We start from the raw sequence: 14,478 nt of genomic DNA, 5'->3' as shown, positions 1-14,478 counted from the left end.
CCTCAGGTCAAAACTGTCCGTGATTCCGTAAACAGCTCACCGAGCGGGGAAGGTGAGTCGCAGAACGATCTCGCCGTCGTCGATCTCCCCGGTGGGCTCGAACCCGAACTTCTGGTAGAAGGGCCACGGCTCGCCGTCACCGGGCTCGTAGCTGGTCAGCAGCTCGGTGGCGCCGTCCGCGCGCACCAGGGTGGCGACCTGCGTGAGCGCCTCTCGGCCGATCCCTCGCCCCTGGTACCGCTTGTCGACGAGGAGGCGCCAGAGGAAGTGTCGCCCTTTGTAAGGACCGGCCGGCGGTTTCCACGACAGCATCACGAAGCCGACTGGCTCATCGCCGCGGTACACGGCGCGGTACCAGGGATTGACCTCCGGTTTCTTCGCCGCCTCCTTGAGGGAGTGGGACACGGAGGCGACAAATTGCTTCTGGTCACGTCGGACGCGGAGGGCACGGACGGCATCCCGGTCGTCGTCGGTGATCTCCCGTAGGTGCACGCTCGGGGATCTCATGCCACACCCCTTCCGTCCGGCAGCTGCGCCGTCCCGGCCTACGTGAAGAGCCGCTACCGGGCGGCATTCCCGCGCATCCGCGTTGTCGAGGCCGCCAGGTCGGACGTCTTCGCAGCGTATTCGACCCAGGCGATCTGAGCGGGACTGGCACGCCGGGCTGTGACCGCGCCCAAGGCAGCTCCTGGGAGAGCAACCTGGCCTGACGCGGCGATGCGCATGCGTAGGCCCCTTCGTCATTTAGATGGGCTGACCTGGGTAATCGCTCGGCCGCGATCGGCTCCCCGTCGACCCGCGGACGAGCCGGATGCCGCACGAACGTGATCGCGAGAGGTTTCCTTCAAAACTTACCGAAAGGCTATTGACTTATGACATCTGGCGTGCATCGTGATTAGTAGGCCATAACACCGAAAGAGTTGCAAAGTCGATGAGGACGTCTAGCCGGCTAGTGACTTGGACAGGATGTGGTTCAGGCCCCCAGCAAGCCGGCGCGATACCGAGGCAACAGTGACGACTGAAGCTTCAGGACACGAGCAGTACTACTGGGGACTGTTTTTTTGCCCTCAAGGCGCGGCCACTGCACTGTGCTCTACCGCCACAGTCAGCCGACCGAGATCGGCTACTGCGGGGCACCGCCGATGAACCGACCCTCAGGCCCCTGGACTTGTCCCGGGGCCTCGCCGTGTGTCGGGGCTGACCTGGGCAGACGCCTCAAGATCCCGTCCACGCCTCGTCCACAGACCCTGGCATACGCCCGCTCCGGGCGACACACGCCTGCACATACGCGAAGACCCCGGCCTCAGCGTTTCCGCTGGTGACGGGGTCTTTGGGCACCTCATGTTGGGTGCCCCCGGCAGGATTCGAACCTGCGCACACGGCTCCGGAGCCCAGGTGAGGCAGTGAGGGCATTGGCGCCCTGACCTGCGGCGGAGACTTCGTCCGGGCAGAGGCTGAGCAAGATCATTACGCCCCTATTACGTGGGCGGCCTGTCGGGCGGTCGGTCCGGCCCGTATGGTCGAGGCATGATCTCGGGCAGCAACGGGGGACCGGACGGCGGCGGCACGGAGTTCACGGCGGACGGCCTGGCGCCCGTCCTCCAGGAGGCATGCGCGACGGCCGGAGTCGACGCCCGCGGTGCCGAGCTGATACGCCTCGGATCGAACGCGGTCTACCGCCTGACGTCGTTACCGATCATCGTCCGCATCGCGCGTGACCCGGCGGTGCTCGAAGCGATGGACCGGGCCGTGGGGGTGGCCCGCTGGCTGGAGACGCAGGACTTCCCTGCCATGCGCGTGCCGGCGTCGGTCGCGCAACCGCTCGTCATCGGCGGCCTGGTGGTGACCTTCTGGGAGAGCGTCCAGGAGAACGAGGAATACGCGACGGTCGCCGAACTGGCCGATCTCCTACGACGCTTGCACTGGCTCGAGGAACCCGAATCCCTACGCCTCCCGTACTTCGACCCGCTGGCCAAGCTGGCTGCGTCGCTGGAAGGCCTGGACGGCATCTCCGGGGAGGACCGGACGTTTCTGGAGGAGCGAGCAGCGAGCCTCGGCAAGGACTACGACCGGCTGGACTTCGTCCTTCCCTTTGGCATGATCCACGGTGATGCCAGCATCGGAAACATCCTCCGTCATCGGGACGGGCACGCGGTGCTCATCGACCTGGACGGCTTCGCGCTCGCCCCGCGTGAGTGGGATCTGATCCAGACGGCGATGTTCTACGACCGGTTCGGCTGGCACACCAAAGCGGAGTACGCGGAGTTCGTGCACCGGTACGGCTTCGACGTGATGAACTGGCCGGGGTACGAGACCCTGGCGGACCTGCGCGAACTGATGATGGTCGCCTGGCTCGGTCACCAGGTCACGACCAGTGACTCGGCCGCCGCGGAGTTCGCTCGTCGGGTGCGGTCCCTCCGCACGGGGGAGGGGCGAGACGAGTGGGGCCCGTTCTGAGGGCGCGGCGATCTGTGTTCAGACAACGACATGATCGCCTGAGGCGATCCACAGCCTGTGCTCTCTGACCTGCTCGGTAAACGTCCGCACGTCCGCACTCCCGCCGGCCACTGCGAGGTTCTGCCGGAACTCGGCAAGGTAGCTGACGCATCGTGCCGATTTGAGCTGTTCGCCCAGGTCAAGCGCGTCGAGTGCTACGCGACAAGCCTCTTCGATGTCCCCGGCGCGTAGGTGGGCGTCGGCGAGAACCATGGTCGCGAAGAAGTCGCTCCGGACGTGGCTGCCGCTCATAGCGTTCTCCGCGTGGGCGACGGCCTGCCAGGCGCTGTTGACGTCACGGAAGCAGTGGGCGGCCTCGGCAGCAAGCTCGGCCTCGTCGAAATAGCTGATCCACTCGGGCTCGTCGTCGTTGTTCCGGCTCTCCAGTGCCTTCGTGGCGGCACTCAAGGCGGCTTCGCACGCCCGAACATCTCCGGTCCGAGCAAGCGCGCGTGCCTCCATGGCGTGAAACTGGGCGCGAAGCGTGGGCGTGGCCACGGGAGAGATACCCATGAGAGCAGCACGGGCGAGTGTCGCCGCCTGCGTATATCGGCCGAGAAACGTCGCCTGATGGCTCATGGCCGACAGAATGCTTCCGGCGAGCCGGCGGTCATTGGCGTCCTGGGCCAACCGGAGAGCCTGGAGAAAGTACCTCTGTGCCAAGCCGTGCCGACAGGCGTCGTAAGACATCCAACCAGCGAGGAGCGTCGCTTCCGCCACGGTGGAGAACAGGGCCCGGCCAACCTGCTCGTTGTACTGCCCGCGTAGGAGCGGCGTCACTTCGGCACTGAGGTACTGGATAGCCGCGTGCCGGGCGTGGTCGCCGCCGAACCGGTCGTCTAACTCGGCGAACATGTCGGCGGTGGTCTTGATGGCGGCTACGTCTCCGAGACCGACACGCATTCCGTCCTGACGTTGCCGGGGAACGGCTGGCTCGGGCGCCACCAACCACCGGAGCGAAGCTTCGTTCCAGGCTGGTTCGGAGGGCTCGGCCTGGAGCAGGGGCTCATACCGGTTGAGATCTGCTCGCCACAGCTGACCGACGGCTTCGACGGCGTCCTCGGGGCTTGCCGGATAGCCGGCGTCCAAGAGCCCTGTGTCCCGCTCCCCTTCGTGGTTCAGCCCGAGTTGGGCGGCACTGAGGTCGTACGCCTCGCACAGCAGCGGACCGTAGAAGTCGTCCGGTGCGCTGTGCCCGTTCTCCCAGCTGGCGATACGGCGTTTCACGCTCGCATCCGACGGGAGTTGGTGGCCACGGCGTGTTGCGACCTGGCGCAGTTCGCGCACCAGCCGCGGCTGACTCCAGCCGCGACCCACACGGGCTTGCCGTAAGCGAACGCTGGTCGGCTCCATCGAAGACGTGACCGTTCCCTCCCCAGTGGCCCACGAGTGCGACTTTTGGGACGCGTGACTCCCTGTCCTTACGACCGAATGTACGCGCTGCTCATCGCTGAGCGCTGCCAGTAATGGGAGATCGCGAGCGGTTGCAACGTGACGGGGGATGACGCGTGCGCGGGTAGCGCGTCATCCCCCGTCACCTCTCGTCATCTGTCCTGGCCTGGGTGGTGACCCTGAGTCTGGACACAGGGCGGCATCGCGGCCGCAACTGAGTCTGACGGAGGTGAGATGACGTGCAGAGGATGACCAGGAGAGGCATTGAATGGCTCTCCGCGGCAGCTGACGATCCGGTGGGGTGCCGCGCTACGTGGGCCGACGACCCCCGTGCACCGTACATGCTGCCCACCGGCCGCTACTTCGACGTGGTGACGGTGGACCAGCGGATCGGCATCGAGGCCTTCGACCAGCTGCTCCGCCGGGGGCTGCCGTTCGGCCCCACCGTCCTCGATCACAAGGCACAACGTGTGGGCTTCTTCCTGGGCTCGCGGAGCCAGGAGACCTTCCTCCACTACCTCGCCCAGGAAGAGGGCACTGCACCCGCTTACCGCTACCTGAGCCGCGGATCGGCAGTCGTCGTCCCTGGCCCCATTCCCCTGCGCGGTGACCGTTACGAGTGGCTACGCGCCCCGGCCCGGCGGCCGATGGCCAACCCGCTCCGTCCAGTAGCCCTGGCGACCATGCTCGTTGCCTCCGCCGAGTTGCTTGCCCGGGTGGACCGGTACGGCGAGCGCTACCGGTCCGCGGACACCTTCGGCCTCTCCGCGATTGACGGGGCTTCCCTCGATGCGCCGGGATGACGCCACCGACCGGCACGACGCTGCTACCTGGTCACCGTTGGACAGCGACGGCTGGTACGCCGCGCGTAACGCGACCTCCGCTCTGAGGGACGCTTTGATCCGGGCGGGCCTGGAGAAGGACTTCCCTTATCTACGTGCGGAATTGAATGCCTTCGGCCACGGCTTGGTCGAACTCGGGCGCGTGTCGCCGGCCACCGCGGAGCGACTGGCGGAACTGCTGCGGTTGGCGCTGGCTTCGGGCTTGCAGCGTCTTGAGGAGAGTGGCGACGAAACGACCGAATTTCGTGAAGAAAAGGGCTGAACCATGACCGACCGATGGGGCGTAGTCGCCAAGCGTGCGGAGAACCTGATGCCCGGCGTCCCCTACGTCCGCGGCTGGGCCCAGGCTCGACGCAGCGCCGGCACCTTGGCTGAGCAACTGACAGCCCTGGGCCTGGAGTCGGACTTCTCCGGCCTCACGGCCGACGTGAACGTCTCGGGCGACGGCCTGGTACGCCTCGGCAGCATCCGTCCCGAGGCGGCGCTGATGCTGGCCGAACTGATCGTGTCGGGCCTCACGGCGGAGACGGCCACCCACGCTGATACGACGGCGGAGGGCGCAATGACTGCCCGCCGAAGTTCGTCCGCTGCCTGATCACTTCGACTCGGAATCTCCGGTTGGTTGCGGTCAGAGCGTGCTCCTGTGACCGGTCGGCTCGCCCCGTACGTCGCCGTTTCCCCCGGCGGATGACGTGCGGGGCCACTTGCTACGCGCTATGCCTCTTCGCCGTCAGTCTGCCGCTCGGCCGGGACCGGCGCCCCAGCGCCGCAGCCCGGACGAAGCGGCAGACCAGTATGTTCGGTGGATGGGCAGAGGAGGCAGGGCTCGTCCTCACGTGAGGACATCAGCTTGGGAAGCTGCGGCACTTCGGGACCTGTTAGGGCGTTGACCTCGGTGAACGGCTGGGCTGCGGCCGTGTCGGGCTTGGCTGCTTTCACCGTGATTCCCCGCTGTTCCCCGCTGGAACTGGTGCGGTTGTGGTGCGGGCCGAACTTGCCCGCTGCTCGACGGCGGCGGATGGACGGCGCGGCAAGTAAGCTCTGGCCCCGGGGGGAATCACTCCACCAGGGCCACCCCGTTGCCCGGCCATTGTGTCTCGGTGAGCGCGAGCGATAGGTGTGCGCAACTCCATCCGCTAGGTGTTCACCGGGGCAACGCTCGCGCCTGCGGTCCTGCCCGTCGAGTCTGCCCTGGGGGAAGAACGTGCTTCGCCTGATAGTGCCTTCGCTAACACCCCTAGATCCGACGGTTGACCCTCACGGCAGGCCCTGCCACGGTTGGGCGCCCGGAATGACGGATTCGATGGCGTTCGAGCTGAATCGCTACGACTGGGACGTGGCCCTGACACTACCGTTCAGCGCGTACCCCAACACAGAGCGGCGTACTTATGCGTTGTTTTGCTCCGACGGCATTGGGCGCTTCGCTGCCGAGATCCTCGGTACTGAGGAAGCGGCTGGACAGCAGGCACTCCAGGGAGTAGAGCTCCATTCAGGGCATCCCATCTTCGATGCCTTCGTAGGCGTACGAGCTCCCGTTGTGGCGGGGAGCCCGGTTGGATATTTCACGCCCAAGATCGCATGTTCCGAGCGCCGTCAGAGTGATGGAGTGCCATGCACGCGGGCCGCTCGCTGGGTTATCGCCGGGTGGGGACAGGAGGGTCTGGAACACGTCGCCGCCTGTGGCTACCACGCTGGCGATGCCCTAGATCACGTCACTGCCTTGTCAGTGAGTGACGTTACGGCACTCTGACGCCGCCCTTGCCAGCGCAGCCACTCTCATCTGGTGCCCGGCAGATTCGGATCTGCCGGGCACGTCTCCGGAGGGCGCTTGCGCCTCATTCTGGAGCGTAGGTCAGAGCTCCTCCATGACCGTGCACGGCGGGGTTACTGGCCCACAGGTAGTCCACGATGGTCCGGCCCTGGTTCGCCCGCCGCGCTACAAGGTGGGCTGCTGACCACTATCCGGTTGAAGTGTGATCGCAGCTTGTTCGTCCTGATACCTCAGTGGAGCGCTCCCGGGCCCAGCGACGCGCGGCCCAGTCAGACGAGGTGCAACGACTTCATTCCTGCCCCCTTGTCCCGCATCGGGTGATGACCGGCGCGACGCTGGCATCGCGCAACGGCCAACAGGGCAACGGTTTGGATACAGATGATCCTCAAGATCTTTACATGCGTGCCGCATCTTCACTTAACTGATGAGCCGTCTGGCGTATCAGACGGAACTAGGCTGGGAGACCTAGGGCCTGAGTGAGCGTTAGTTTCTGGGGTGGGATGTTCGTGACACGTTTGGTGTCGCTGCGTAGCGCGTGCGTGGCTCGTGATGATGTCCTTGAAGGTCTGTCGGCGGACAATCACTTCGCCGCACAACCGGACAAGGTGGTCCGGTGCGGAGCACTACCCGGTGTGCAGCAATGCGGCGGTGCCAGGGAGCAGGAGCTTCCGGTGCCGTTGACGCTTGGGGAGTTGGAGTCGTACCTGGCGAAGGCAGCTGACCTACTGCGGGGCAGTATCGATCAGGCGGACTTCAAGGCGTACATCTTCCCGTTGATGTTCTTCAAGCGGATCAGCGACGTGTACGACGAGGAGTACGCCCGCGCGCTGGAAGAGTCCGGCGGCGACCACACGTATGCGACGTTTGAGGAGAACCACCGGTTCGCCATCCCTGAAGGCTGCCACTGGGCAGACGTGCGCGAGCGCACCGAGAACGTCGGTGAGGCGCTCAAGGCCGCCTTTCGCGGGATTGAGCAGGCCAACCAGGGCACGCTGTACGGCATCTTCGGTGGCGCGACCTGGACCAACAAGGACAAGCTCCCGGACCGCAAGCTGATTGACCTGATCGAACACTTCTCGACCAAGACCCTTTCGATCTCCCAGGCCGCCCCCGACGTGCTGGGGCAGGCGTACGAGTACCTGATCAAGCGGTTCGCCGACCAGTCCAACAAGAAGGCCGGTGAGTACTACACCCCGCGCGAGGTGGTCGCGCTGCTGGTCAACATCCTCGACCCCCAGGAGGGCGAGACGGTCTACGACCCGGCCTGCGGCACCGGCGGCATGCTGATCGAGGTCATCCAGCACATCAAGACCCGCGGCGGTGACCCGAAGACCGTGCTCGGCAAGCTGTACGGCCAGGAGAAGGTACTCACCACCTCCGCGATAGCCCGGATGAACCTGCTGCTGCACGGCATGGAGGACTTTCACATCGAGCGTGGCGACACGCTGCGCGACCCGGCCTACTTCGACCACGGTCGGCTGGCCAGGTTCGACTGTGTGATCGCCAACCCGCCCTTCTCCTTGGAGAACTGGGGCCACAAGCATTGGGCCTCCGATCCGTGGGGTCGTAATGAGTTGGGTGGGGTGCCGCCGAAGGGGTATGCCGACTGGGCCTGGGTCCAGCACATGCTCACCTCCGCTGCACCCGCCGGAGGAAGGGTCGCAGTCGTTCTCCCAGGGGGCGCCCTGTTCCGCCAAGGCGCTGAAGGCCGCATCCGTGAGCACATCCTCAAAGGCGGCTTCGTGGAGGCCGTCATCGGCCTGGCACCCAACCTGTTCTACGGCACCGGCCTGGCCGCTTGCGTGCTGATCCTGCGTCGCCAGCGCCCCGTCGAGCAGCAGGACAGGGTGCTCTTCGTCAACGGAGAGATGCTCTTTAAGCGCGGCCGCAGCCAGAACACCCTTGAGCCCGACCACGCCGAGACTCTCCTGAAGGCATATCAGCAGTACGCCGACCAGCTCGGCCTGGCCGCGGTCGCCACCTTGGATGACATCAAGGCCAACGGCTGGAGCCTGAACATCCCGCTCTACGTCGAGCCGGCCGAGGTCGGCGAACAGATCACCCTGGAGCAGGCCTTGGCCGACCTGGAAACCGCACACGTGAAGGCCCGCGAGACCCGCGCAGCGCTGGAGGTCGAGCTGGCGAAGTGGGGGCTGGGCGCATGACCACGCCGAGCTCGAAGCGGATCACCCAGCGGGAACTGGAGTCCTACCTGTGGGGTGCCGCGGTGCTGCTGAGGGGGCTGATCGACGCTGGCGACTACAAGCAGTACATTTTCCCGCTGGTCTTCCTCAAGCGCCTCTCCGACGTCTACGACGAAGAGCACGCCGCCGCCCTGGAGGTGTACGGCGACGAGGAGTTCGCCGACCTCCCGGAGAACCACCGCTTCGCCATCCCCGACGGCGCCCACTGGGCCGACCTGCGCAAGATCACCAGCAACGTCGGCTCCGCGCTTAAGGCCGCCATGCGGGCCATCGAGTCCGCTAACCCCGACACCCTCACCGGCGTCTTCGGCGACGGCGAGTGGACCAACAAGGACCTGCTACCCGATTCGACGCTCTCGGACCTGATCGAGCACTTCTCGACCAAGACGCTGTCGGTGGCGAACCTGCCCGAGGATGAGCTCGGGCAGGGCTATGAGTACCTGATCAAGAAGTTCGCCGACGACTCCGGCCACACCGCCCAGGAGTTCTACACCAACCGCACCCTCGTGCACCTGATGACCAAGATGCTGGAACCTCAGCTGGGGGAGTCGGTCTACGACCCCACCTGCGGCACCGGCGGCATGCTCATCTCCACCGTCGTCGAGCTTAAGCGCCAGGGCAAAGAGTGGCGCAACCTGCGCCTGTACGGCCAGGAGCTCAACTACGGCACCTCGGCGATCGCGAAGATGAACCTCTTCCTCCACGGCATCGCCGACGGCCACATAGCCCACGGCGACACCCTCGCCAAGCCCGCCTTCCTCGACGCCCACGGCCGGCTGCGGACCTTCGACGTCGTCCTGGCGAACCCGCCCTACTCCATCAAGACCTGGAACCGCGCCGCCTTCACCAAGGACCCCTATGGCCGCAACATGTGGGGCGTCCCGCCCCAGGGCCGCGCCGACTACGCCTTCTTCCAGCACATCGCCAAGTCCCTTGACCCGAAGACCGGCCGCGCTGCGATCCTCTTCCCCCACGGCGTCCTCTTCCGCCATGAGGAGGCTGCCCTGCGCGAGGCCTTGGTCAAATCCGATCTGCTTGAGGTCGTACTCGGTCTCGGCGCCGGACTCTTTTACAACTCGCCGATGGAGGCCGTTGTTATCATCCTGCGCGCCACCAAGCTTGCTGAACGCCGCGGCAAGGTGCTTTTCATCAACGCCGTCGCTGAGGTCGCCCGCGAGCAGTCCCAATCCTTTCTCCGCGAGACCCACCAGGCCAAGATTCTCGATGCCTACCGATCCTTCACCGACACCACTGGCCTCGCCGCCGTCGCCACCCTTGACCAGATCGCCGAGAAGGGGCACAGCCTGGCCATCCCGCTGTACGTCGCGGTAGCACCATCTGCGAGGGAGACGACCGTCGAGTCGATCGACGTCGTCCTCGGCAACTGGCGAGCGTCCCAGGCTGCCGCGGACGCCGCGATCGACGACGTATTGGCCCTTGTCCGGCAGAAGGTCGCCCAGTGAGTCTTAACCTCGACAAGTCTACCTGGAAGCGCGTCACTTTTAACGACGTGGCGAAGAATCACAATAACTACTTCGTCCCCGAGCGTGATGGCGCGTTGCCCTTCGTTGCTGGCCCGCACATTGACCCCGGCGACATTTCGATCGTCCGGTACGGCTCGACCACTGATGACGACTTTCCGCCGACGTTCAAGCGCATGTTTCAGCCTGGCGACGTGCTGCTGCACTCGCGAGGCATTGAGAAGGTCGGCGTCGTAGATCGGAGTGGAGTCACCGGCGAGAAGCTTTTCGTGCTTCGTACACTCGATTCTGATGTTCTTGACCAGCGATTCCTGCCGTGGTTGCTGGCTTCCCAGACCGCGGCTGACTACTTTACGGCTAACTTCTCGGGCTCCGTCAATAAGTTCCTGAACTGGCGGCCACTCGCGGCCATGGAGTTCGACCTCCCACCCCTCGACGAACAGCAGCGCCTCGCCGACCTCCTCTGGGCGCTGGAGAGGTACAGGTTGAGCATCCGGGAGCGAGCTGCCCGCGCTTGGGATGCGGCGGCCGTGGCGTTTCGCCATGCTTGGGAGGCTGAACGCAAGGTTCCCGTCGGAGACATCGGCAAGTGTGTTACGGGTTCAACGCCTTCGAAGGCGAACGCCGACTACTGGAATAGTGCGGATGTTCCTTTCTACACGCCATCCGAGATCGATGGTGAGTTCATCGCGTCCGCTAGGCAGCGAGTGAGTCTCGCTGGCGCGAAAGCGGGCCGGATGCTGCCAAAGAATGCAGTTGCTGTCGCGTGTATCGGTGGCGATCTTGGCAAGTCTGCGGTCGTTATCGATCCGGGCATCTCAAACCAGCAGATCACGTCCGTCATCGGTCTACCGGCCGACGACGCTGAACTTCTGCAAGCCGTCCTGGCTCATCCACTTGGCCGTGCAGCGCTGAAGGCTCGGGAGACCACGACAATCGTGCGTAAGCTCAACAAGAGCGATCTCGTGAAGGTCAAGGTTCCATGGCCTGCGGATCGCACAACTCTGCACGCGGTGATCCGGGCAAGACGTACCGCAATCGTGAGTGCCAATGTTGAGGCATCTCGACTCGCCAGCCTTCGCAGTGGGCTCACCGCTGAGATCTTCGGAGGTGCCGAGTGACCTTCAACGAGGCGAACACGGTGCGCGACTTCGTCCGAGATCTGGTGGAGTCGGTCGATGTGGCGTTCGTGCCGGGAAGCCATCTGCCGCGGCGCACCGACGAGGTCCTGCTGGAGCCGCAGGTGCGGGAGGCGTTAATCCGCCTCAACCCGACCATCGAGGCGGATCCGCGGCTGGCCGAAGAGGTGATCTACCAGCTGCGCGCGATCCTGATCCCCGCGCGCTACACGCCGAATCCGGTGGTGGCGAACGAGGAGTTCGCGGCCTGGCTCATGGGGCAGAAGTCGATGCCGTTCGGGCCTGACGGTGAGCATGTGACCGTCAAACTGATCGACTTCGACCACCCCGGCGAGCGCGGTGCGAACAACTGGATCGTCTCCACCGAGGTGACCTACCGGGTCGGGCGGCTGGAGCGGCGCTTCGACCTGGTGATCTGGTGCAACGGCTTCCCGTTGGTCGTGGGGGAGGCGAAGTCGCCGGTGCGGTCGGCGTACTCCTGGATCGACGCGGCCGCGCAGGTCAAGGAGGACTACGAAGTCAACGTGCCGGCGTTCTTCGTGCCGAACGTGCTCAACTTCGCCACCGAGGGAAAGGACTTCCGCTACGGGTCGGTCGGGATGCCGGTGGAACTCTGGGGGCCGTGGCGGGCGGATGAGTCCAGTGACGACCACACGCCGGTGAAGGTGGGCCTGGCGGCGGTCAAGGAGGCGGTCGAGGGCGTTCTGGATCCGGATGCGATCTTGAACTTCCTGCGGTTCTTCACGCTGTTCGCGACCGATAAGAAGCACCACAAGATTAAGGTGATCGCGCGGTTCCAGCAGTTCCAGGCGACCAACCTGATCGTGGAGCGGGTGCTGCACGGGCGGATCAAGCAGGGGCTGATTTGGCACTTCCAGGGGTCGGGGAAGTCGCTGCTGATGGTGTTCACTGCGCAGAAGCTGCGCGCGATGGCGGGGCTGACCTCGCCGACGGTCATCATCGTGGTCGACCGGATCGACCTGGACACCCAGATCACCGCGACGTTCAACGCCTCCGACGTACCGAACCTGGTCTCCACCGAGTCCCGCAGGGAGCTACAGGAGCTCCTGGCGGCGGGGGCGCGGAAGATCATCATCACCACGATCCACAAGTTCGGCGAAGCACCCGGTGTACTGGACGCGCGCGCCAACATCATCGTGATGGTCGACGAGGCCCACCGCTCCCAGGAGGGCGACTATGGCCGCAAGATGCGCGAGGCGCTGCCCAACGCGTTCCTGTTCGGGCTGACCGGGACGCCGATCAACAAGCGCGACCGCAACACGTTCATGTGGTTCGGCTCCGAGGCCGACGAGCACGGGTATCTCTCGCGCTACTCCTTCTCCGACTCCATCCGCGACGGCGCCACCCTGCCGCTGCACTTCGAGCCACGCCTCTCGGAAATCCACCTGGACGAGGAGGCGATCACCACGGCCTTCGACGAGCTCGCCGCCCGTCACGGGCTCACCGAGGAGGAACGCACCACCCTGTCGAAGAACGCCGCCTCCCTGGAGGCACTGATTAAGGCCCCTGACCGGGTCCGCAAGATCGCCGCCGACATCGCCGAGCACTTCACCACCAAGGTCGAGCCGCAGGGCTTCAAAGCGCAGGTCGTGGTCTACGACAAGGCCACCTGCGTGGCGTACAAGGAAGAGCTCGACCGCCTGCTCGGCCCGGACGTGTCCACGGTCGTGATGTCCACCAGCCGCAGCGACAAGCCGGCGTGGAAGCAGTGGACGCCCGGTCGGGAGGAGCTGGAGCGGATCACCGCCCGCTTCAACGACCCGGCGGACCCATTGAAGATCATCATTGTGACCGCGAAGCTACTCACCGGCTTCGACGCCCCGATCCTCTACGCCCAATACATCGACAAGCCCCTGCGCGAGCACACCCTGCTCCAGGCAATCTGCCGCACCAATCGGGTCTACCCGCCCGCGAAGACCCACGGCCTGATAGTGGACTACCTCGGCATCTTCGACGACGTCGCCAAGGCCTTCGAGTTCGATGACAAATCCGTCCAGCAGGTCATCTCCAACATCGCTGTACTCCGCGAGCAGCTCGGCCCCGCGATCGAGGCTGCTCTGGCGTTCTTTCCGGGAGCCGACCGCACCGTCGGCGGCTTTGAAGGCCTGATCCAGGCGCAGACCGCGATCGACTCCGACGAGTCCCGCGACGCCTTTGGAGCTGCGTACAGTGTCGTTGCCCAGCTGTGGGAGACCCTCTCCCCGGACCCGATCCTGTCCGAGTACGAGTCGGACTACCGCTGGCTGACCGACGTCTACCAGTCCGTGCAGCCCACCGACGTCACCGGCCGGCTGGTCTGGCACACGCTGGGCGCCAAGACCCTCGAGCTCATAAACGAGCACGTCACCGTCGAGGTCCCCCGCACCGACCTGGAGACCATCGTCCTCGACGCGCAGGTCATCGAGGACCTGATGACCGGCAAACGCAAGGACATCGACCCCTTCGAGGTCGAGAAGTGGATCACCGCCCGCATCGCCAAGCACGTCGGCAACCCGGCCTTCATCGAGCTCGCCCAGCGGTTGAATGCTCTGCGGGAGAAGTACGCCCACTCCCAGCAGGCATCGCTGGAGTTCCTCAAGGAACTCTTCGCGCTGGCGCGAGACACAGTCGCAGCGGAGAAGGCCGCCGCCGAGGTGCCCCGCGAGGAGCGCGGCAAGGCCGCCCTGACCGACCTCTTCGAGTCACTCAAGAGTGAGGAGACCCCGATCATTGCCGAGAAGGTCGTCGACGAGGTCGACTCCGTCGTCCGTACCGTCCGCTTTGACGGCTGGCAGGGCACCAACGAAGGCGATCGCCTCGTCCAGCAGGCGCTCCGTAAGGCGCTCTACATCAAGTTCCAGATCCGCGACCAGGATGTCTTCGGGAAGGCACTGGGATACATCCGGGAGTACTACTAGCTGCTCCTAGTCCTGGTCGGGAAGGACCCATTCCGAGGGGTAGTCGGCGGACAGAGGGAGCGTCGCCAGCCCTCCTCTCCCCCTGTCTGGGCCGGACGGCGCTCTGTGCAGCCACAACTGATCATCGGGCGCCGTGACCTGCGGCCGCCTGAGCGATCAGCGTCCTGACCTGCTGTCGAGCTGTCGGCAGTTGTCGACGTTGGTCATCGCTGAGCGCCCTTCCACGGCCGGAGGA

The 14,478-nt window shown here is 65.2% G+C and carries 10 protein-coding genes; 8 read left to right on the top strand and 2 right to left on the bottom strand.

Annotated elements, in window-relative coordinates:
• Positions 1 to 36: 36 nt before the first annotated feature.
• Complete coding sequence (locus ABZ396_RS00525; RefSeq protein WP_358922419.1) at positions 37 to 507, bottom strand: GNAT family N-acetyltransferase; 471 nt, start codon at positions 505 to 507, stop codon at positions 37 to 39.
• A gap of 1,020 nt (positions 508 to 1,527) precedes the next feature.
• Between ABZ396_RS00525 and ABZ396_RS00520 the strand changes: the two genes are divergently transcribed.
• Positions 1,528 to 2,457 carry an aminoglycoside phosphotransferase family protein gene (locus ABZ396_RS00520; protein WP_358922417.1) on the top strand — a complete coding sequence of 310 codons (930 nt, stop codon included), beginning with the start codon at positions 1,528 to 1,530 and terminating at the stop codon, positions 2,455 to 2,457.
• Between the two features lie 18 nt (positions 2,458 to 2,475).
• Here the strand turns inward: ABZ396_RS00520 and ABZ396_RS00515 are convergent, their stop codons facing one another.
• On the bottom strand, positions 2,476 to 3,723 hold the full coding sequence (locus ABZ396_RS00515) for a hypothetical protein (protein ID WP_358922415.1): 1,248 nt from the start codon (positions 3,721 to 3,723) through the stop codon (positions 2,476 to 2,478).
• A 404-nt stretch (positions 3,724 to 4,127) separates the two neighbouring features.
• Between ABZ396_RS00515 and ABZ396_RS00510 the strand changes: the two genes are divergently transcribed.
• The 7 genes from ABZ396_RS00510 to ABZ396_RS00480 all read left to right on the top strand — a co-directional run bounded on the left by ABZ396_RS00510 (position 4,128) and on the right by ABZ396_RS00480 (position 14,243).
• Entirely contained in the window at positions 4,128 to 4,691 is a 564-nt protein-coding gene (locus ABZ396_RS00510) for a bifunctional DNA primase/polymerase (RefSeq protein WP_358922413.1), read from the top strand.
• Positions 4,678 to 4,992 carry a hypothetical protein gene (locus ABZ396_RS00505; protein ID WP_358922411.1) on the top strand — a complete coding sequence of 105 codons (315 nt, stop codon included), beginning with the start codon at positions 4,678 to 4,680 and terminating at the stop codon, positions 4,990 to 4,992. The genes ABZ396_RS00510 and ABZ396_RS00505 overlap by 14 nt, the downstream gene beginning before the upstream one ends.
• A 3-nt stretch (positions 4,993 to 4,995) precedes the next feature.
• Positions 4,996 to 5,325, top strand: a complete 330-nt coding sequence (locus ABZ396_RS00500) for a hypothetical protein (RefSeq protein WP_358922409.1) — start codon at positions 4,996 to 4,998, stop codon at positions 5,323 to 5,325.
• Positions 5,326 to 7,172: 1,847 nt separating this feature from the next.
• The gene (locus ABZ396_RS00495; RefSeq protein ID WP_358922408.1) at positions 7,173 to 8,666 is read left to right on the top strand and encodes a class I SAM-dependent DNA methyltransferase; all 1,494 of its coding nucleotides are present in this window, start codon (positions 7,173 to 7,175) and stop codon (positions 8,664 to 8,666) included.
• Complete coding sequence (locus ABZ396_RS00490; RefSeq protein WP_358922406.1) at positions 8,663 to 10,168, top strand: class I SAM-dependent DNA methyltransferase; 1,506 nt, start codon at positions 8,663 to 8,665, stop codon at positions 10,166 to 10,168. Before ABZ396_RS00495 ends, ABZ396_RS00490 begins: the two co-directional genes overlap by 4 nt.
• Positions 10,165 to 11,307 (top strand): restriction endonuclease subunit S, encoded by a 1,143-nt coding sequence (locus ABZ396_RS00485; RefSeq protein ID WP_358922404.1) that lies wholly within the window; start codon positions 10,165 to 10,167, stop codon positions 11,305 to 11,307. Before ABZ396_RS00490 ends, ABZ396_RS00485 begins: the two co-directional genes overlap by 4 nt.
• The gene (locus ABZ396_RS00480) at positions 11,304 to 14,243 is read left to right on the top strand and encodes a type I restriction endonuclease subunit R (RefSeq protein WP_358922402.1); all 2,940 of its coding nucleotides are present in this window, start codon (positions 11,304 to 11,306) and stop codon (positions 14,241 to 14,243) included. Before ABZ396_RS00485 ends, ABZ396_RS00480 begins: the two co-directional genes overlap by 4 nt.
• Positions 14,244 to 14,478 lie beyond the last annotated feature (235 nt).

It is taken from the genome of Streptomyces sp. NPDC005866, from assembly GCF_040629895.1.
In the GTDB taxonomy this organism is placed as follows: Bacteria; Actinomycetota; Actinomycetes; order Streptomycetales; family Streptomycetaceae; genus Streptomyces.
This window is presented reverse-complemented; position numbering and strand designations above follow the sequence as displayed.

Bases quoted from the DNA above. Each gene is read 5' to 3' on its own strand.
- ABZ396_RS00525 (WP_358922419.1), bottom strand. From the start codon at position 507: ATGAGATCCCCGAGCGTGCACCTACGGGAGATCACCGACGACGACCGG.
- ABZ396_RS00520 (WP_358922417.1), top strand. From the start codon at position 1,528: ATGATCTCGGGCAGCAACGGGGGACCGGACGGCGGCGGCACGGAGTTC.
- ABZ396_RS00505 (WP_358922411.1), top strand. From the start codon at position 4,678: ATGCGCCGGGATGACGCCACCGACCGGCACGACGCTGCTACCTGGTCA.
- ABZ396_RS00500 (WP_358922409.1), top strand. From the start codon at position 4,996: ATGACCGACCGATGGGGCGTAGTCGCCAAGCGTGCGGAGAACCTGATG.
- ABZ396_RS00490 (WP_358922406.1), top strand. From the start codon at position 8,663: ATGACCACGCCGAGCTCGAAGCGGATCACCCAGCGGGAACTGGAGTCC.